The sequence below is a fragment of the Bacteroidia bacterium genome, from assembly GCA_020852255.1.
Lineage (GTDB): Bacteria > Bacteroidota > Bacteroidia > JADZBD01 > JADZBD01 > JADZBD01.
In genome coordinates this window covers 1-19498 of the sequence record JADZBD010000015.1, presented here as the reverse complement: position 1 = coordinate 19498, position 19498 = coordinate 1, and the positions used below count along the sequence as shown (strand labels likewise).

Sequence of the window (19498 nt, the reverse complement as noted above, 5' to 3'; positions counted from 1 at the left end):
ACGCGAACTGGAAATGAAGTTAAAATACCGTCACATTTTTGCCTTGTAAAGCTGATAAAAATGGAACCAAGACACACAACAACACACAACGATGGAAGCTCCAACTTCTTTTTAACCGGAGCCATCCTGTTTGCCAACCTGGATGCTTCCGGCCTGGCTGAATACGCGGTGAAGGCCGCTATTGGTGGCTCAATCTGGCTGGTGTTCAAAATTGCAAGCGATTACCTGAGCGAAAGAATTAAAAACAAGAAGGGAAAATGAACTTGAAGAAAATCATTGTCGGCTCTGCCATTGGTGGAGGAATCATTGCGGGGGCAACCTATCTGTTCCGTCTGAAACGAACAGGTGTGGAACTGGAATCCGTAGTGACGGTGAACATCTTCAAGCTCGATCTGAGCGGCCTGGTGCTTCGTGTGGACGTGCAGCTCAAAAACCCGACTGCGACAAAATTCAAGATCAAGTTTCCTTTCATCAAGCTCATCTACAAAGATGCAACGGTAGGCAGCTCTCAGGTAGTGAACAAGGATATTGAAATCCCGGCCTACGGTGAAGCGGTTGCGGAAAAGATCATGATTACGATACCGCCCCGCAACATCTTTTCGATAAGCGCGGGCATGATTAAGTCCCTACTGGCAGGCGAATCCATCAAGCTCACGACCAAAACGATTTCAACGATTGACCTGGGCTGGAAAAAACTGCCTTACGAAAAAACGGAAGAAGCAACGCTCAAAAAGTAATGGAAGCACTAACGCATAGAAGTATCGAATCAGGGACGCAGTATAACGCTCTGTTCCCACCGGCTGACCTCAAGGAGGAAACGGTGAAGAAGGGAGCTACGGTTTCCGATACAGTGAAGTTCATTCCCAAAGTGGTACGCGACACGCTTGCACAAACCAGGGATGTTGCCGATATGCTTCGCGGAAAGAATCAGAATGAAACCTGTAAGAATATCTGGGATTTTGTGTACAGGCACATTCGCTACCACAAAGATGAGGAAGGGAAGGAACAGATACGATCCCCAGCCCGAACGTGGCACGACCGCCACCGGGGAGTTGACTGCGATTGTTACTCAGTATTCATCAGCAGCATTCTGACGAACCTGAAAATCCCGCACTCCCTACGGATAGCCCGCTACAAGAAGGATTACTTCCAGCACATCTATCCGATTGTACACAAGGCAGGCGGCAGGTATATCACCCTGGATTGTGTGGTGGATTATTACAACTACGAAGAACCCTATACAGAAATAAAAGACACAAAAATGGAATTACAGTACCTCAGCGGATTTGGTGAAACGGAAGAGTTCGGAAAACTCTTTAAGAAAAAATCAGCAGGAAGTTTTGCGCCAAAAAAGGAAAAGAAGGGCGGGCTGAAACAGTTCGTGAAAAAGGCTGCCCATGTGGTGAACCGTGCAAACCCGGCAACCGTTCTGCTTCGCAACGGAGTGCTGGCTGCGATGAAGCTGAACCTGATGAATGTGGCCAGTCGCCTGAAGTATGCTTACCTGAGTGATGCGGAAGCCCAGAAGCGTGGTGTTGACATGGCGAAGTTTCAAAAGTTGAAAACGGTCAAGACCAAACTGGAGAGCATTTTCTTCGGTGCGGGCGGAAAGCCGGAAAACCTGAAGGCTGCAATTCTCACCGGCAAGGGCAACAAGAACCATGACGTAAAGGGTTTGGGTAACGTGAACCAGCTTACCCCACTTCCTGAACTGCTCGGAAACGACATTTTCCTGGGAGAAAATGAAGAAACCCTGGGAGAACTAGGAGAACCTGTTACCGCAGCCTCGATTACTGCCGCTTCCGGTGCGCTGGCCGTCATTGCCGGACTTTTGAAATCCATAGGCAACATTTTCCCGAAGAAAGATTCACCCGAATCCAAAGAATACGAGACTGCTGAAAAACAGAGCGACAGCACCAACCTGACTGCCGAGATCGAGCAGAACAAAAATGAGATCAGCACCATGAGTGTGGATTCCGGCAGCGATTCCTCCTCACCGGAAAGCAATCAGAAAACTTCCTCTGACAGCAACAGCCAGGATACATCTGAAAAAGAAGGCTTCTGGGACAAAAACAAAAGCTGGCTCAAGCCTACGCTGATCGGTGCAACTGGAGTTGGCCTTCTTTTTCTCGGATACAAGGCCATTTCATCCGGCAAGGAACAAAAACAAAAATCACTTTCGGGAACAAAAAGCAAGCAAGGCCACGAGAAGAAAAACGCGGTGGCTCTCAGATAAAAGTAAATCATAAACCAATTAAACAAAAAAAGCAATGAGCAAAAATTCTTATCAACGAGCCGCCCAAAAAAAATCCCTACTCGGTTCCATTACCGCAGACCTGGAGACGAAGGGCGATGCAAAGAACTCCGCTATCGAAACGCTGAAAGATGTAGTGGTGGGCGTGGTGGCGGGAGGCGTTGCCGGTTCCGCAATCGGAAGGGCATCACTGATCGTAGGGGCAGCAATAACCGGCCTCGGACACTACTACAAAAGCCGCCTCGCTTCCATATTCGGAGTGGGCATGATGGCCGCAAATGGCTTTCAGCAAAGCAACACCGAAATGAAGGGAACGCAGAAAGAAGGACTGGAGGGCATGATCGAGGGCGCGAAGGATCGCGTAGTGGCATTCAAAGATACCTTCTCCCAAAAACTCTATCTGGATAAGGTGATGAAGAAGAAAGAAGAAAAGAAAGAAGCCACTAATGGCGTAGGTGAAGTGCAATATTTCACTTACCCGGATAACAAAGAGCTTGGTCAGGGAAAGGACCTTGATCTCACTGCCCTGGACAGGTTGGAAAAGCAGGTAGTTGAAAGCGGAGAATCCTTTCAGCAGAAAAACATGGGAACCCTTATGGGCGAGATTGATCCACGCGATACGAACTACTAAAAATTGAATTGGCTGCATACGCAGCAAAGTAAATCCCGAAAAATACAGCTTACAAAGACCCCTGAAATAGCAGGGTTAAGCGTGAGTCTTGACCAAAACGAAAATAATAACCACTAAAAACCAAAAAAACCATGTTTGGAGAATTAAACGCAACAGAAGAGTACAACAACGCGGGAGCGTTGCTGGGACTGGACGGAGAAAATGATGAACTCGTGGGCGAAGTAATGGGCGCACTTCAGAAGATGAATCCTGTGAAAAGGATGCGGACGCTGAACAAGCTCACCACCAACCCGACACCGAGCAAGGGTAGCCGTGCTGAAATGGAGAAACATTTCAATGAGCTTCCTCCGCACATCAAAACCGCCCTGGCTAAAGGCGAACTGCGCCTGGCCGACACGGTGATCTACTCGATCAAACCCGTGACAAGCAAAACGATCAAGCTGTTTGAAACGCAAGATGACAAAGAGATCGGACTTCGCAACATTTCTAATGCGAAGCTGCCCAAGAACCAGGCTCTCCTGGTAAGCGGGATCATCTTGTTGGGCGGTGTTGCTGCCGACCCGAGTAAGGATGCGATCATGTCCACGCCCTACAACTTCGTGGAACTGTTCCCGGCTATTGCTAATGGGGAGTTCAACCTGAAGGCGAACAAAAAGCAGATCGTTCCCGACACCAGCAACAGCGTGTTTAAAACACAAGCCAACCACCTCGTTCCGATGGGCTACTACAAGCTCGCTAACCCCAGGCTCATTCACGATGACATCCTCATCGAGTTGACCCTTGAGCTTGGCACAATGGCAGGTATCGCGCCCAACACCCAGGTATGGGCTGGCCTGCACGGAACCATCACCACGCCTTAATCCGCGTGGCAAGGAGCGGAGAGGGAGCCATGCCCTCCCGCTCCTTTTTTAAACAATCAATAAAGATCAACCATGAATAAGATCGTAAAGAAACGCTTCGACATCGAAGTGACCCAGCAGGACAAAATCTTCTCGAAGTCATTCGAGCTGGATAAGGACATTGTTTCCATCCGGGGCCTGACAGTTACCAGCGACCGGGATGATCTGCTCTACTTCAGGGGATCGCAGCGCATAGAGATCAACCGCGATGAAATTTTTCCGGACGACTACGAGAGCAAACTGCTCATGTCGGGTGTGAACGCCCCGGTAGGTTCAAGGTATTACGACCTCGGCAACGTGAATCCCGGAAACAAGAGCATCAAGATTGACTACAAGGACACTCAGAATCCGATGGCTTTTTTCCAGCCATACCGCGTCTCCTACTATTTCGAGTGCGAAAAATGTGAAATGGCATGAAAGAAAAAGTTCTCATATATCCCGTTACCGTGAGGAAGAAAGGAGAAGTCAAATCCTTTCAGATCATTCTGCCGGAAGATGCAAAGCGGATTATCGGCATCGAAACAACGGTGAAGGATCTGGACGTGCTGATTACTCCGGGAGGAGGTTTCGGAGGTCCTTCGCTGGCTGCACCGAGTGAAGGTTTGGGTGATGAAGGTTTTGCTCCCTTTGCCGCTTTCGGTGCTTTTGCAGTGCCTTCTGCACAACATAATTTCCATTGGGGAGAAACCTACCTGGCGGGCTACCTAAAGCTGCAAAGCTGTGAACAGGCCAACATCTTCTATGCCGGAGATGTGTGGCTCACGGATAACAACCTGGGCTACGGCAACTTTTCCCAAACTAATTCCTTTCGTCAACGCGCCTGGACACACGGCTATCGCAGAGAAGAAGATGTCGTATGCGTGAATGAATGCTGCACCGTGATCCAGGGAACCTATACCGATGCCGCAGGATTAAGGCTCAATGTAGATGCACAGTACACAGTGAAAGTGTATGTGTGGTACGAAGCTGAAGAAATCATAAAGCAAAAAACCGATGACTGTCAACCTTGCGCTTGAATACATACCCCGCAGAATGCGTGAGCTGGGACACGGAGACAGGTATTCCCTGCGCTTCCGTCACCTGGTACTTCAGCCTTCGGAGAAGGTGGAACTGCCTTCCTATAATCAGTTCTATATCCTGATTGAAGAAGCCCAGGACGTGAGCGTGAAATCGGAGCTGGGAACTTTTGACTTGAGCCTCGACAATGTAAACGAAATGCTTTATGAGCATCAGGGTTTGGTAGAGGTCAAAAACAAGTCTGATTCGATTAAGCATATCCGTTTCATCCAGGTCATCCCTAAAAAACACAAGTAATCAATATGAATAACGAGCAAACACAGACATACGAACATTCCCGTATCGAAAGAATCAGGATGTCATTGGTCAACGCAGAGCGAAAAGGAAATCCGACCTATTACGATATATGGGTGGACGGAGTGAAAGTGGTTGACCGAACAACCGACCTGAATGAGTTCAGTAGGTACGAGGAATTCATCTATCCCGATACCCGAAAAATCACCATCAATGTCTATACGGCATCGCCCACATCACCCCATATCACCGGACGACATCATTTCACTTTCGGAGAGGAGGAAAAGCGTGGAGCATTAAACGGGTTCGGATTGGGAGAAATTCAGGAGCAAATACGCGAAAAAGTCTCCCAGGAGCGCGAACGATGGGAATGTGACCAGGTAAAGAAAGACCTAACCGCGACAAAAGAGAAGCTGAGTGAGGCTGAAGAATACATCGGTCAGCTCCAGGACATCATCGAGGATACCAAAACCAAGCTGACAGAAGCCAAAGGCATGGGTGAAATAGCCTCAGCCATTAAAGACCTGGCTCTGCCTCATCTGTTTGGAAAAAAATCGGAAGACAAATCCCTTTCGGGAAATGAGAAGCCCCAGGAGGAGGCCAGCTTTAAGATGAAACCATCAGACGAGGAAGCTGCATCGGAGGAAGATCAGTTTTTCATCGGTCTGGGCAGGAACATGAAAGCCTCCTTTACCGAGGAGGAGTTCAACCTGGTCCTTTCCGTCATCCGCGAATTCAGCAAAGATAAATCGAACATCATACCTGTAACCCAACTATTAAACATCCAACCATTAAAAAAACAAACCAATGCAAAAGTTTAATTACACCATCACCATCGAAGCTCCCAGCAGGGAAATCGCTGAAATGCTCATGGAGCATATCTGCAAAGAAAACATCGGGCTGCTTGAGCTTCTGAGCGGAAAGTACGGCCAGGAAAAGATCAAAGAGCCGGAATTCCCGAAACACGACCCGAAAGAAAACCTCATCAAAGGGTTCCGACAGTTTGAGAAAGTAGTTGGCATCATCGAAAAATGTGTTATGGACGAAAAGAACATTGACGTGATCGCTGAACTGCTCGGAGTGAATGTTAAACCTCAAACATCAAAGCAATGAAAAAATTCAACTCTGATTTTTCTGTGCCTGCCAATACGCAGGCAGAGGCAGAAACCAAGCTCAAAGCTCTTTCTGTACTGGCCACTTTTCTCACGGCAAAGGAACTGGAGAAACTGGCTTGGATTATAAAGAACGATCCCATTAAAACCTCAATGGCAAAGACCTACCTGGGAGTGTAAAGTAATGAAGACGGCTGAACATAAGGAGCAGGAAGAATTCACGCTGAAGGAAAAACTCCTTTATGCGGGTGGTACTGTTATCGTTACGGTAGGTACTTTCTTTTTGGGACGAAAAATTGTCCGAAGCCTTGTTTCAAACCGTGAGGAGAAAAAAACGCTTACCGAAGATTCTCCCGCCACTTATGCCAAACAGATAAAAATGGCTTTTGAGAATGACGGATGGTTCGGAACCGATACAGAGAAGCTACGGGTTGTGTTGAGATCAATTCCAAGCAAGCAGGTTTTAACGAAAGTGGCAAGTTCCTATCAGAAACTTTACAACAGCAGTATGTACAAGGATTTGAGCGATGAACTGCAAAGCACCGAATACAACGAGATGCTTGCCATCATAAATGCGAAGCCTGACAGGATAGGAAAAAAAGGAGAAACGCTGCAACTCACTTCAGTTAATTACACTCAATGGGCGAAGCGTATGAAGGCGGCATTCGATAAAACCTACGGACCATTCCCCGGCACGGACGAAGATGCGGTTAAAGCGGTGTTCACCGAAATGCCAACCCAGGCCGCATTTGTTGAAACGGCAAAAGCATATTACAAGGAATACAACAGCAATATGCTTGACGACCTGAAAGATGAAATGGACGACTGGAAGGACTACATGAAAATAATAACCTCGAAACCTCAGCATTAAAATGGAAAAGGAAAAACCAAATAAGAAAAAGAAGTTCCTGATGATCGGCTTGGGCGTAGCCGCTACCGGCCTGCTCAGTTATTTCGGCTGGGATTATTACCAGAAGCGTAAGCGCAAGCAGGAAGAAAATGCAGAGGACAATCCACCTGAAACCAACCTGCCTGTCCCTCAGAAAAGCACATTTCAGCCGGGATATTTCACACAACCTACAAAGCGCAACGATGAAGTCCCTCTGAAGAAAGGAAGTAAAGGCGCAAGAGTGAAAGCCGTGCAGGATGCCCTCATTGCCAAGAATGGGAAAGAGATACTTCCGCGCTATGGAGCGGATGGAGATTTCGGAAGTGAAATGGTTGTAGCCCTTAAAAAGCTGAACCTGCCCGAATCCATTGACGAAACAACCTTCAATGTACTTGTATCCACTCCGAGCATCAATGCCACAGAGCTTGCTAAAACACTTTATAAAGATGCAGCTAATAAGAACCTGAGCGGTGTGATCGCTTCTCTGAAAAAGATGCGAAGCAAGGAGGATTACACAGCCGTCAGCAACGAGTTCAAGAAGTACCCGCTTCGCGGAGTAAGCCAAACTCTTGTCAATGGACTGCTCGGCAGCTTCTCGGACGAAAGTCAAAAGCAGCAGATACGCCTGGAGTTCTCACGCATGGGTCTGAAATACGATGGAACCAAATGGTCGCTTTCAGGACTGGGCGGATTCAAAGTGATGACCATAACGGCCACTACGGTTTGGAGAACACCAAGTGAGGGAGCGAAAGTACCGGCCAACATGATCCTGGGAACAGAGATCGCTACCAACGGAGGATTTACCCTCTTTGAAAACAACGGACAAAAATTCATTGTAAAAACTTCAACAATAAAATACCTATGAGAAAGATCAAGTACATCGTGGTGCATTGCACCGCAACAGAGCCGACAGCCACAGTTGAGGCGATAAAAAAATACTGGAAAGAAGTACGCAAATGGGATAAGCCAGGCTACCATTACCTGATCCTGCGTGACGGGGAAATCATGCAACTCCTGGACGAAAAGGAAGTTTCCTATGGAGCTTATGGCCATAACCAGGATTCCGTGCATATCTCTTATATCGGAGGAATTGATAAGAGCGGAAACCCGGTGGACAACCGTTCCACACTTCAGAAACACGCGATGTTCGACAAGCTGGTTGAACTGAGCGAAAAATATCCCCAGGCTCAGATACTCGGCCACCGAGATTTTCAGGGAGTGAAAAAAGCCTGTCCTTCTTTCGATGTAAGAGAATGGCTCCGCAATTACGAACCCGATCTCAAACAAGCCGCCTGATGGTATTTCCCAGGGTAAAATCCATCCTACGCAGTAACGGGTACAAGCTCCACACGCGACCTTACGAACTCAATATTGTAGGTGTGCGTACACGTAGCACGAAGCCGAACCGCTTTGACGATGAGATTCACGTATTCTACAAAAGTAAACCACTCAAATGGGAATATCACATCTTCAAAGCAACTACTGATCCCGGAACCTACTGGCTGCAAAATCCCATGCAACCACAGGGAACGGCTATCCTGGCCCAGGGTCAGTATGTGAATGCGTACAGGATAGGATTTCACCAGAGGAAATACAAGGCGCTTGTCCAGTCGGCCCCCGTCACCATTATCCGGGACTATGACCGAAATGCAAAACTCGACTTCTTCAATGGAAGAAAAGACACAGGGCTGTTCGGGATAAATATTCACCGGGCGTTGGCGCAGGGAAAGACGAAGTTCATTGACAAATTCTCGGCAGGCTGCCAGGTTTTCCAGGATGCCGCAGACTTCGACCGCTTCATGAGTTTGTGCGAAAAACACAGCTCGCTTTACGGAAATCAATTCACCTATACGCTCCTGGACTTTCGGGCGATGAGGCGGGAATCTGTCAAGCGAATTTTAGTCGGAACATTCACCCTGGGATTGGGACTGATTGGTTACATCAACTATGACACGAATGAAGAAAGAGCCTAAACCGATGAATGAATTTCTGAAACAACTGATACGCGACAAGGATGGCAATTACAGTCTGCGTGAAGTCGTAACACTTGTGTTTGTGGCCGCTACACTCATAAGCTGGATCGCACAGCAGTTTTTCGGGATAGCTATTCCCGAATATATGTTCTACTCCTTTGTCAGCATCATCGGGGCCGGTTGTTTCGGTTATTCATTCGAGCGGAAAGGAAAAACAAACATTAACAACAAAAACGAAGAACAATGAGGAAGACGATTATCATAACATTTTTATTCGGACTTATTTCAGCCATTTCAACCTACTTGCTTTTCGATTCAATGGAAGGCTTCCGAAAGGAAATTAAAGAATCGAAAATTGTAGTGAAAGAAATGCAACAGCAGGTAAGTTCCATCGAAACCAGTTACCAGGAGCAGATCCGCTATTGGGTCAATAAAAACATGGCCTTGCAAAGCCGGATTCAGCAGACTGACCTGGAATTAGAACGGTCCAGGATGAAGGAAAAATCCATCCAGGGAAAAATACTGGCCCTGATTTCAGACAGCCGAACCTTGACCGATACCATTTCCATTATATCAAACTGCGATACGCTGAAGGAGAAGATAACGGAGTTCATTGCGGAAACAAATGTAAAGGACAGTTTATGCAACGCGGAAATTACCGATCTGAAAACAGTCATCCTTAACCAGGATTCAGCTATGATTGTTTGTCAAAGCTCGTTTACCATGTTAAAACAGGTAACGGATTCATCCTTAGTAATGCAAAGCAGACTGGCAGACGAACTGAACAAAGCCAGCAAGCAGCTAAAAAAAGAAAAGCGAAGATCGAAACTGCTTGCTGTGGGAGCAATGATTTTATCAGGTACAACAACCTTTTTACTACTGCAAAAATGAACAGTTCAATGAAGGAGAAAGTCATTGTTTCATCCTTTACGCTGATAACCTCATTGGGTGCATATTTCTATGCGAAAGCGGCACAAAAGGACGTTGTGCCGTACATGATGGTGAGCGGATTTTTAGGAGCAATGATTGGAGAAGCAATCTCCCAAGTAGTAGGCAAGGACGATAATAATAAACCTAAAAAATTCAAATAATATGGCAGCTATTCAAATCATTAATAATGGTGCTTCGCTGAAGATCATTACGATAGACGGAACAAGAAATATCCTCAAACAACAGATACGGGAAGTAAGTCCACTTGACGATGGCATTGTGAAAATTGACATCGGAATGGGCGCACTCAACAACATCTTTGTAGCGTATGCGGATGTAACTAATCCTGCTACGGCTTCAGCCGAAGCATTGGTAGAAGCGATTAACGCTATGTTGCTCAACACTCCAAATCTTGCGGGCGTATCAACAGAGACAAAACAGGATGCAGAAATTGTGGAGTTGCAAAGCATCAAGACCAATCAGCTCCTCTCGGAACCTTTAATTACTGATGAAAAAACACCCAACACAGTTTACAAGGGCTATGCAACCCCAGGATCATTGACAACCGCACCTGTCTGGGCAATTCAAAAAATCACGAGCAGCAATGACGTAATTACAACCCAATGGGCTGGAGGCAACAAGAATTTCGACAAAATCTGGAATAACAGAAAAACACTTTCATACTCCTGATTAATGAAGAGGCCGAAGAAATATTTTCAAAAACCTGAAACCATTTTCACTTTGGGAGTCTTGCGCGAAGGCGAGGTTCCTGAAGTGAAACTTCGGCTTAACCGCTCGTCCAGGAAAAAGCATTACGGATCAGTTGGCAGATCACAGGATGCAGCCGATTTCATTCGCAAAGTTTACAGGCGAGGCGAAATCCAGTTGCAGGAACAGTTCATTGTTCTCTATCTGAACAGGGCCAATAACATCATCGGGTATTACAGACACGCAGTTGGCGGGATCACGGGAACAGTAGCGGACATAAGAATCATCCTGGCGGCTGCTCTCAAGAGCGCAAGTACCTCCATTATCGTTGCCCATAACCATCCGAGCGGAAATTCCAGACCCAGCGAGGCAGACATTGAGTTGACTAAAAAAATAAAGGAGAGTGCGGCAACGATGGAAATACAACTGCTCGACCATGTAATCATTACGGCTGACAGTTATTTTTCATTTGCAGATGAAGGTATGCTTGGCACGGAGTTGAACGGCTTCGATACCAAGTTGAAGTTTGTGGAGAGGGTCGAAAAGGATTTGGCAAATAAAGTTCATTACACCAAGCGTTCCATTGAGAAACTTGCAGCCACATTCGGTATTAATGACAAGAACCAGGTCAAGGAACTTACCGAACTGGCCATTGTTCGCAGGGCAAGAGTTCTTGCTCATACACCTGGTAGAGTAAAGGAACGGTATGATTCCATTGTAGAGCTTTATAAAAGTCAGGTGAATCTGTCCCACCGCACCAGCCAAAGCATACTGCTTCAGCAATATTCTACGCCAGCTCCCATCGGATTCCTTGCAGGAATATTCGTAGGAGCCGATAAAGGAGCAATGGTATTTGAGCCAAGCGCGGGAAATGGCCTGCTTACTATCGCGGGAGATGAGAAAAATATCGTGGTCAATGAAATTGATCCTTTCCGTAGGGAGAACTTACAAACGCAAGGCTTTAAGCAGGTAATGAAACGTGATGCCACGAGTGCATTCCCGGAGTTCTATCAGAAGATGGATGCAGTCATTACCAATCCACCATTCGGAACGCTGGACACGGAGGCGATGTTCGACACTTTTCCGATCAGAACGCTGGATCACCTGATGGCTTTGCGTGCGCTGGACTGCATGAAGGATCGCGGCAGGGCTGCAATTATTATCGGGGGACATACGCGATGGGACGACAAGGGAAGGATTCAGGCCGGAAGGAATCGAATCTTTTTTAATTACCTGTACAGCCGATATAACGTCATAGATGTAATCAATATTGACGGCAGCCTCTATTCCCGCCAGGGAACTTCATTTGACGTGAGGATGATTCTTATTGACGGAAGGAAACGTCCGGCCAGAGGCGCAGCCCCGACTAAAAGCAGCGTGATCGCTGAAACTGTAAAATCATTTGAGGCACTATACGAAAGAGTAACCAATGCCATGAAACAAAATATACCACAGTTAGAAAAAGAGGCCCTGGAACTTCAAAGCCAGCTTGGTTTTCCTGATTTGGGATCTCCCTATGTTCCAGCTTCGGCAGCCTGCGTTGTGCTAAATACCCAGGTTCCCGATTCTATGAGCTTTGAAACGCAGAAAGCCCTGGAGCTGATCCGGGAAGAAGTTGGCGGGGATATTGACAATTTTGTGCGTCATCGCCTGGGTTACCGCACCAAAACAGAACTCTGCAAGTCTTTATCCGCAGAGCAGATTGATGCGGTTGCAATGGCTATCTACAATATCGAGGCGCGAAGCCAGGGAATGATTATCGGGGATCAGACAGGCATCGGCAAAGGTCGTGTGGCAGCTTCGATGATCCGTTACGGGGTAAAGCAGGGATTAAAGCCAGTTTTTATTACTGAAAAGGCCAATCTTTTCTCTGACATCTACCGCGACCTTGCGGCAATAGGCTCGGCCAACCTGATTCCGTTTATTGTGAACGGCAGGGAATCCAAAACAGATGTAAAAGACGAAGACGGCAATGTGATTCACCAGGCATTACCGGCTAATGAGCAGCAAAGGGTTTTTGAAAGCCGCAAAGTTCCCGGCAAGTATCACTTTGTACTTGCTACCTATTCTCAGTTCAATTCACCGGAGAAAAAACCGGAGAAGCCCGGCTTCCTGCGGGAAATTGCCCAGGGAAACATTATGATCCTGGATGAAGCTCATAACTCAAGCGGATCATCCAACACAGGAGAGTTCATGCAGTCTGTCGTGGCCGATACAAAGGGCGTGGTGTTTCTCTCGGCAACTTTCGCCAAACGAGCGGACAATATGCCCATCTACGCGATGAAGACTGCAATCTCAGATGCGAACATGACAAAGGATGAACTTGTAGAGGCCATTATCCGGGGAGGCGTGGCTTTGCAGGAGGTTTTATCCAGTCAGCTTGTAGCCGAAGGACAGATGCTTCGCAGGGAGCGTTCATTCGAGGGGGTGGAAGTGAATTACATCACGCTGGACAACTTGGAGCAGGAACACTACGCCATTGCCGATAACATTACGGAAATCCTCCGCGATATTATTTCCTTTCAAAAGCATTTCGTTGACAAGCAGGTTGAGGAGCTTGACAAAATAGCGGCTGCGGAGGGAAAGGAAGTGGAACTGCGTGAAGGAACTTCACAGGCCGGAGTTGATAGCCAACCTTATTTCTCAAAGGTCTTCAACGTCATTAACCAGATGCTTTTCTCCCTGAAAGCCGAAGCGGTTGCCGAAAGAGCGATCATGCGGCTCAAAGAAGGCAAGAAACCCATCATTGCATTTGCTTCCACAATGGGCAGTTTCATTGAGCAAATGGAAAATGAAAAAGGCGTGTTCGTTTCGGATGGAGATGTTATCAATGCTGACTTCACCGAAGTTCTCAAGCGCGGACTTGAAGGAATTCTGCGCTATACGGAGCGGGATGTAGATGGAAACCCCATTCACAAAAAGTTTGAGATTTCGGATTTATCGGTAGAAGCCCAGGTAGAGTACACTCGGATCATGGAGAGGATAAAAGCGGCTTCCACCGGGATCACCATTTCTCCGATTGATATTGTCATAAAGAAAATCCAGGACGCAGGATATTCCGTTGCCGAAGTAACCGGAAGGAAATACGAACTCCAAATCAATTCAAAAACAAGCAAGGGGCTGGTGCTTCAGCGCAAACGCATCAACACCAATGATGCTTTCCGTCAATTCAACAACAACGAAGTGGATGTGTTGATGATTAATCAGTCCGGCAGCACGGGTGCATCGGCTCATGCAATTCCTACTGCGAAGGTTCCGGCCTCGGAAGTAAAACAGCGTGTAATGATCGTGCTTCAGGCAGAGCTTGACATCAATACCGAAGTGCAGAAGCGCGGTCGCATTAACCGCACGGGTCAAATTCTAAAACCGATTTACGACTATGTGAACTCTGCAATACCAGCAGAGAAGCGGCTGATGATGATGCTTCAGAAGAAACTCAAGTCCCTGGATGCAAATACTACCTCCAATCAAAAGCAAAGCACTAAAATTCTTGATGTGCCGGATTTCCTGAATAAATACGGAGATAAGATCGTGAAGGAATACCTGATCGAGAATCCCGCAGTAAACGAACTGCTCAATGATCCCCTTCACCTGAAAACAACCAAAAGTGATGACAAGGAAACGGTGGAAGATGCAGCGCACAAGGTCTCCGGACGAGTAGCCGTTCTTTCCACCAAAATGCAGCAGGACTTCTACAATGAAATTGCGGAGCGGTACAATGACTTTACCGAATACCTCAAACAGATAGGCGAATATGATCTGGAAGTGGAGGCAATGGATTTGCAAGCAGAGCGTACCGGCAGGAGCATTATCAAGATGGGCAAAGGCGGTGACAGCACTTTCGGAGATGACAGCATCCTGGAAACGGTAAAAGCTAACGTGCTGAAAAAACCTTTCTCAAAAACGGAGTTGGAGAACCTGCTTAAAGAATCGCTCGGCAAAATGGACGCTCATGCGTTACAGGCAGAGCTTCAGAGCGAATATGAAATCTTCGTTGCTAAACGCCTGGAGGAAGAAACGAAAGAAGTGAATGATAAATATGATGAACTGATAAAGGAGATTCCAGGTGAAAAGAAAATTCAGAAGATCAAAAGCGAAAAGCAAAGGCTTGATGCTATAAATGAACGCGAGAAAGAGCTCAACGATGCAAGAGAGAAACAGCTTGAGCAAACGCAAACCTCATTTGAAAATCGTTCGCAGTATCTAAAGCGGATATTCAAATACTTCCATATCGGTAAGAGGCTGAGTTATCCCATTCAGTCATATAGTGAAGGGCAGGAACTCATCCTTTCAACCTTTTTGGGATTCATTATAGACAAGAAAAAGAAGAATCCGTACGCACCCAGCGCGATGAAGCTGCGCTTTGCCATTGCAAACAGCAGCAAGTACATCGCTATTCCTGCCAGCTATTCGGATGACATTACAGCCATCATGGGAGCCAGCACAGGGGTTGAGGACACAGGGAAGGAAGAATTCCTGGCTGATTGGGAAAAGGCTATTAAGAACAATGTAACGGACCGCAAGACCCGGCATATCATAACCGGAAACCTGCTCCAAGCGTTCAGCGATTTCAAGGGAAAGCTGGTGAGCTATACTATGAAGGATGGAGAGGTCAAGAAGGGAATCCTGATGCCTGAGAACTGGATTCCAGCAGAGCATATCGGAGATAAAGTGGTTGTTCCTATTGGTAAAGCGATCACGATTATAAAATCCCTGGCTAACGGTGCTGCTATCTACACCAATAATAACATCGGGATATTCCGGCAGGGCGAAGGGTTCAAGGTGATCGTACCTGCTTCGCGTGTTAAGGGCGGAGAAATTTACCTGGATAGAGATATTCTGGAGATCGTGGACGGGAACAATTTCGATAAGGTTTCAGATAAAATGGTCTCTACGTTTCCTTTCAAAAAGATTGAACCCTTTATTGAAATCCTCCAGGACAAATTCAGTTCCGCCATAACCCTCACCAACTTCCAGTTTGATATGATAAAGGATGAAAAGCACAAGCGCAGTTCGTCCCGAAGGAAGATTCTGGCTCCTCCGGCAGAGGAAGAAAATAGCGACATGATGAAAATATATGAGCTGGAAGCAGAAGCCCTGGCTCTTGAACTCGAACTAATGGCAGCATAAAAACTAATTACCATGATAAACGCAGACAATTATTACAGCAAGGTAAACTCCCTCGACATTTCATCCCTGCCTGCTCCTTTGCAGAAGGGACACGAATTCGTGAACAAGGTTACGCAAAGCGGAATGGACTGGAATACCTATCACTCCAGTCCCACCATTAAGAAAGTCGTGGATGACTATTTTGAAAAGCTGTCGAGCCATCTTCCTGTAAAGGAGGAGAAAAAGCAGCGATCCTCCGAGCAGAAGCAGGAGCGCAAACCAAAAGAAGAAAAGCCCAGGAAGGAGCGCAAGGAAAAGGAACCTGCGGCTGAGGAGGAAGAAGATGTCGAGCTTGTAGAACGCATACCGGAAGAACTACGTTTTATGAAAAGGTATCTCAACCTGAATGGCAAGCGCAAGACCAAAGATGAACTGCTTCGGTTTATCAACGGCCTTCAGCGGGCGATACTGGAGCGCAGAATAAGGAAGGAATCTGAATGGGCAAAGCAAGTGCTTTATATCCAGGAGAACCTGCTCAAAGTTTACAATGGAATGAAAGGCCGCACGGCTGAAATCGAGATTCCTGGAAAGGTCATTGCTGAGTTCAAGGAAGAGATCAATGGAGAAAGTGTTTTCAAGTCAATCCAGTTTATCAAGCGATACGTGAGCCTGCATGGGAAGGTCGGTATAAAGGAGAAGGCAGCAAAGCTTTATGAGCAGATGAATCGGGCGGTAAAAAAGGGAAAGATCGTAAAGGACGATAAGTACGCAGTTAAGCTCAATGAAATCTGGAAATCCCTCAAAGAATTTTTAGAAGATAAAAAAGCAAAAACCCTTCCGATGAATTCGGCAGAGCTGAATGGCTTGTTAGGATTATTGGGAACACGTAAAAGAGAAAAGCTATACGATACGCGGGAGAAAAGAATTAAGACGATAAAAAAGGGAAACATAGTCACATTCAAAAAGCCGTTTTATCCGAGAGGAACTTCCGATGAGAGCAGAATACAGATTTTAATTACAGGTATTCGCAAGGAAAAATCTGGAGCCATTAAGCTCGAAGGATTCGGCTTTGATTCCGATTGGTATAAAAGCATGGATGACTTGTTAAATGCGATTAATTGGGAATGGATGGAACAAGTTCACAGCGGAGATGATCTTGAGGGGTGCGAATGCGGATTGAATGGAATCGAGGAAGGCGAGGACAATAAGCTGATGAGCAGCATGGAATTCGCGGATATGACATTTGATTCCATCGGCTTTACCGGAAAGTGGAGAGAGCTGATAGGAGATCCCGCACCAGGATTCTCAGCAATGGTATTTGGACGGCCAAAGATGGGTAAGTCTTACCTGTGCGTGGAGTTTGCCGGATATCTGGCCCGTAATCACGGAAAGGTATTGTATGTGGCAAGGGAAGAAGGGCTTGACAAAACCTTACAGATAAAACTTAATGATAAAAACGTAAAGCACCCGAATCTTTTTGTGAGCGATTACCTTCCTGAAGATTTATCGGGCTATGATTTTATTTTCCTGGACAGCGTGAACAAGCTCGGTCTTTCACCTGCTCACCTGGATTCGCTTCGCAAAACCCACAAGGGTAAGTCATTCATTTTTGTTTTTCAGACGACCAAAGACGGAAACTTCCGGGGCAAGAACGAATTCCAGCATGATGTGGACGTGGTGATCGAAATACCCCAGCCCGGTAAAGCCGTGCAGTTCGGACGGTATAACCAGGGCGGGGCGATGGACATTTTTGAGTAGGATTATTTAGGATTTTGCCAATTCAAAAAGGCTCCGTACATTTGTAATATGTTGATAATCAATATATTAATAAGATACGCGGGGCCTTTTTCCAATTATAGAAACATGAAGGAAAAAGGAAAAATAGTTGAGCTAAGAAAGTACCAGGGAATCAATCCAAAGAAGGAACCGTTAACGGTGCAAAAATTAAAGGAACTGATGAAAGGTGAAAAGCTAACAGACGAACAGGCGCAAGAAATCCTTTTCGCTATTGAAGCATTGGTGAGCATTATTGTTGAATTCCAATATCAGCAGGAGCTAAACGAAAAAAATAACCAGGATAATTTAAAACAGGCAGCATGAATACAGAAGTACAAGCGGCTTTGAATCACAAGTTCGGGCGAAAGAGTAAAACCACGATTAAAAAAGTGGATTCGCGTATGGTCATTAAGTACACACGGGTGTCGGGCAAAAAACAGTTTGATACGAACGAATCCATAGATAACCAAAACAAGGCGATTGAAGAATTTGCCAAGAGATTCAAGTTGCAAATCGTAGCGGGCTTTGGTGCAACATATGAGAGCGCAAAGACCGATGAGCGAAAAGAATTTCAACGCATGATCGAGTTCTGCAAACGGAGTAAGGGAAAGATCAGCACTATCTTAGTCTATAAAATGACGAGGTTCAGCCGCACTGGAGGCAAAGCTATTTCTATTGCTGATGAACTGAGAAGCAAGTATGGCATTCACATTATTGCTGTAACCGAACCTATTGATACTTCTAACAGCAATGGTGTTCTCTTTCAGGAAATGCAACTCATCTTCGCAAAATGGGACAACGTACAACGACAACAGGTAACTCATGCCGGTTTGAAGTCAAAGTATGAGCAAGGGGAATGGTGTATTCCAGCCCCTGTCGGATATGATACGGTCAAGATCAATGGAGAGAGAAAGATCGTGTTGAATGAATACGGCAAGAAGCTCCGAAAGGCTTGGGAATGGAAGCTGGAGGGGTATAAGAACGAAGAGATCATTAAGATGCTGGAAAAGATCGGTGTGAAAACCTACAAGCAGCGTATTTATAAAATCTTTAAAAATCCATTTTACGCTGGTCTAATCGCACACGGAATTTTGGACGGCAAGGTGGTTGAAGGTAAACACGAGCCAATGGTGAGCAAGGAAGTGTTTTATAAGGTTAATGACATTCGCCTTAGCTCCACAAAATATGGAGTACCGCATAAAAGGGAGAACGAGGGAGTGCCGCTGAAGGTGTTTCTAAAATGTGCGGATTGCAACGAACCCTTAACAGGCTACATCGTTAAGAAAAAGAATCTTTATTACTACAAGTGCCGCAAAGTAGGATGCAAGTGTAATAAAAGCGCAAAGGATATGCACAAACTGTTCCTGGAGGAGTTGGGAAAGTATCAAGTGAAGGAATCCCTTATAGATGCTATTATATGGAAGCTGGAGCATGATTATAATGAAGCTAATAAGGATAGCTCTGAAAAGGAAATACGCTTCCAAAAGCAATTAGGAGAGCTGGAAAACGGCTTGGTTGTGCTGGAAGAAAAATTCTATGTCAAGGAAGAAATGACCAGGGAAGTTTTTGAACGCCTAACGAGCAAACTGGCGGGTGATCGGGAGAAAATGCTCGCAGAGTTGACTAAAGTGGGGGTTGCCATTTCGAACCTCGGAGGAAAACTCAAGCAAGCAGTAAATTTCTGCCTGAATCTCACCTCATTATGGGCGCAGGGAGGATTGAACTTACGGGAGAAATTGCAGAAACTTGTCTTTCCTTCCGGTTTAGCCTATGACAAGAATTTAGGCGCATTTCGAACCGTAAAAATAAATTCGGTAATTGCTGAAATCGCTCGATTATCAGGCAGTTTTGGGGAAGAAGAAAAGGGACTTCCCCCTTTTTTAAGTTGGAAGTCCCTTTTTGCGGA

23 protein-coding genes are annotated in these 19498 nt (G+C 46.1%); all 23 read left to right on the top strand.

Translation table 11 applies throughout. The annotated features are described in order from the left end of the window. Positions 1-60: 60 nt before the first annotated feature. Positions 61-261 (top strand): hypothetical protein, encoded by a 201-nt coding sequence (locus IT233_07760; protein ID MCC7302520.1) that lies wholly within the window; start codon positions 61-63, stop codon positions 259-261. After that, complete coding sequence (locus IT233_07755) at positions 258-737, top strand: hypothetical protein (protein ID MCC7302519.1); 480 nt, start codon at positions 258-260, stop codon at positions 735-737. The genes IT233_07760 and IT233_07755 overlap by 4 nt, the downstream gene beginning before the upstream one ends. Beyond that, positions 737-2236 carry a hypothetical protein gene (locus IT233_07750; GenBank protein MCC7302518.1) on the top strand — a complete coding sequence of 500 codons (1500 nt, stop codon included), beginning with the start codon at positions 737-739 and terminating at the stop codon, positions 2234-2236. Before IT233_07755 ends, IT233_07750 begins: the two co-directional genes overlap by 1 nt. A 34-nt stretch (positions 2237-2270) precedes the next feature. Then, on the top strand, positions 2271-2885 hold the full coding sequence (locus tag IT233_07745) for a hypothetical protein (protein ID MCC7302517.1): 615 nt from the start codon (positions 2271-2273) through the stop codon (positions 2883-2885). A gap of 131 nt (positions 2886-3016) precedes the next feature. Next, positions 3017-3745 carry a hypothetical protein gene (locus IT233_07740; GenBank protein ID MCC7302516.1) on the top strand — a complete coding sequence of 243 codons (729 nt, stop codon included), beginning with the start codon at positions 3017-3019 and terminating at the stop codon, positions 3743-3745. A 72-nt stretch (positions 3746-3817) separates the two neighbouring features. Beyond that, positions 3818-4201 carry a hypothetical protein gene (locus IT233_07735; GenBank protein MCC7302515.1) on the top strand — a complete coding sequence of 128 codons (384 nt, stop codon included), beginning with the start codon at positions 3818-3820 and terminating at the stop codon, positions 4199-4201. Further along, the gene (locus IT233_07730; GenBank protein MCC7302514.1) at positions 4198-4800 is read left to right on the top strand and encodes a hypothetical protein; all 603 of its coding nucleotides are present in this window, start codon (positions 4198-4200) and stop codon (positions 4798-4800) included. Before IT233_07735 ends, IT233_07730 begins: the two co-directional genes overlap by 4 nt. Positions 4801-4816: 16 nt before the next feature. Beyond that, complete coding sequence (locus IT233_07725; protein ID MCC7302513.1) at positions 4817-5098, top strand: hypothetical protein; 282 nt, start codon at positions 4817-4819, stop codon at positions 5096-5098. Positions 5099-5103: 5 nt separating this feature from the next. Continuing rightward, positions 5104-5916, top strand: coding sequence for a hypothetical protein (locus tag IT233_07720; GenBank protein MCC7302512.1), 813 nt, complete (start codon positions 5104-5106; stop codon positions 5914-5916). Then, positions 5903-6208 carry a hypothetical protein gene (locus IT233_07715; protein ID MCC7302511.1) on the top strand — a complete coding sequence of 102 codons (306 nt, stop codon included), beginning with the start codon at positions 5903-5905 and terminating at the stop codon, positions 6206-6208. The genes IT233_07720 and IT233_07715 overlap by 14 nt, the downstream gene beginning before the upstream one ends. Next, positions 6205-6387: a hypothetical protein gene (locus IT233_07710; protein MCC7302510.1), complete on the top strand. Its 183-nt coding sequence runs from the start codon at positions 6205-6207 to the stop codon at positions 6385-6387. The genes IT233_07715 and IT233_07710 overlap by 4 nt, the downstream gene beginning before the upstream one ends. A 4-nt stretch (positions 6388-6391) precedes the next feature. After that, positions 6392-7078: a hypothetical protein gene (locus IT233_07705; GenBank protein MCC7302509.1), complete on the top strand. Its 687-nt coding sequence runs from the start codon at positions 6392-6394 to the stop codon at positions 7076-7078. A gap of 1 nt (position 7079) precedes the next feature. Further along, a complete protein-coding gene (locus IT233_07700) occupies positions 7080-7961 on the top strand; it encodes a hypothetical protein (protein ID MCC7302508.1) in 882 nt (293 codons plus the stop codon). Next, a complete protein-coding gene (locus IT233_07695) occupies positions 7958-8392 on the top strand; it encodes an N-acetylmuramoyl-L-alanine amidase (protein ID MCC7302507.1) in 435 nt (144 codons plus the stop codon). The genes IT233_07700 and IT233_07695 overlap by 4 nt, the downstream gene beginning before the upstream one ends. Continuing rightward, complete coding sequence (locus IT233_07690) at positions 8392-9069, top strand: hypothetical protein (protein ID MCC7302506.1); 678 nt, start codon at positions 8392-8394, stop codon at positions 9067-9069. Before IT233_07695 ends, IT233_07690 begins: the two co-directional genes overlap by 1 nt. Further along, positions 9053-9316, top strand: a complete 264-nt coding sequence (locus IT233_07685) for a hypothetical protein (GenBank protein ID MCC7302505.1) — start codon at positions 9053-9055, stop codon at positions 9314-9316. The genes IT233_07690 and IT233_07685 overlap by 17 nt, the downstream gene beginning before the upstream one ends. Next, a complete protein-coding gene (locus tag IT233_07680) occupies positions 9313-9960 on the top strand; it encodes a hypothetical protein (protein ID MCC7302504.1) in 648 nt (215 codons plus the stop codon). The genes IT233_07685 and IT233_07680 overlap by 4 nt, the downstream gene beginning before the upstream one ends. Beyond that, positions 9957-10160, top strand: coding sequence for a hypothetical protein (locus IT233_07675; GenBank protein MCC7302503.1), 204 nt, complete (start codon positions 9957-9959; stop codon positions 10158-10160). The genes IT233_07680 and IT233_07675 overlap by 4 nt, the downstream gene beginning before the upstream one ends. 1 nt (position 10161) lies before the next feature. Then, a complete protein-coding gene (locus IT233_07670; protein ID MCC7302502.1) occupies positions 10162-10689 on the top strand; it encodes a hypothetical protein in 528 nt (175 codons plus the stop codon). A 3-nt stretch (positions 10690-10692) separates the two neighbouring features. Continuing rightward, entirely contained in the window at positions 10693-15837 is a 5145-nt protein-coding gene (locus IT233_07665; GenBank protein ID MCC7302501.1) for a strawberry notch C-terminal domain-containing protein, read from the top strand. Between the two features lie 12 nt (positions 15838-15849). Next, positions 15850-17574 (top strand): hypothetical protein, encoded by a 1725-nt coding sequence (locus IT233_07660; GenBank protein MCC7302500.1) that lies wholly within the window; start codon positions 15850-15852, stop codon positions 17572-17574. Between the two features lie 105 nt (positions 17575-17679). After that, the gene (locus tag IT233_07655) at positions 17680-17916 is read left to right on the top strand and encodes a hypothetical protein (GenBank protein ID MCC7302499.1); all 237 of its coding nucleotides are present in this window, start codon (positions 17680-17682) and stop codon (positions 17914-17916) included. Next, positions 17913-19498, top strand: a 1586-nt coding sequence (locus tag IT233_07650; GenBank protein MCC7302498.1) for a recombinase family protein, incomplete at its 3' end; no start/stop codon positions are given. The genes IT233_07655 and IT233_07650, both read left to right, overlap by 4 nt.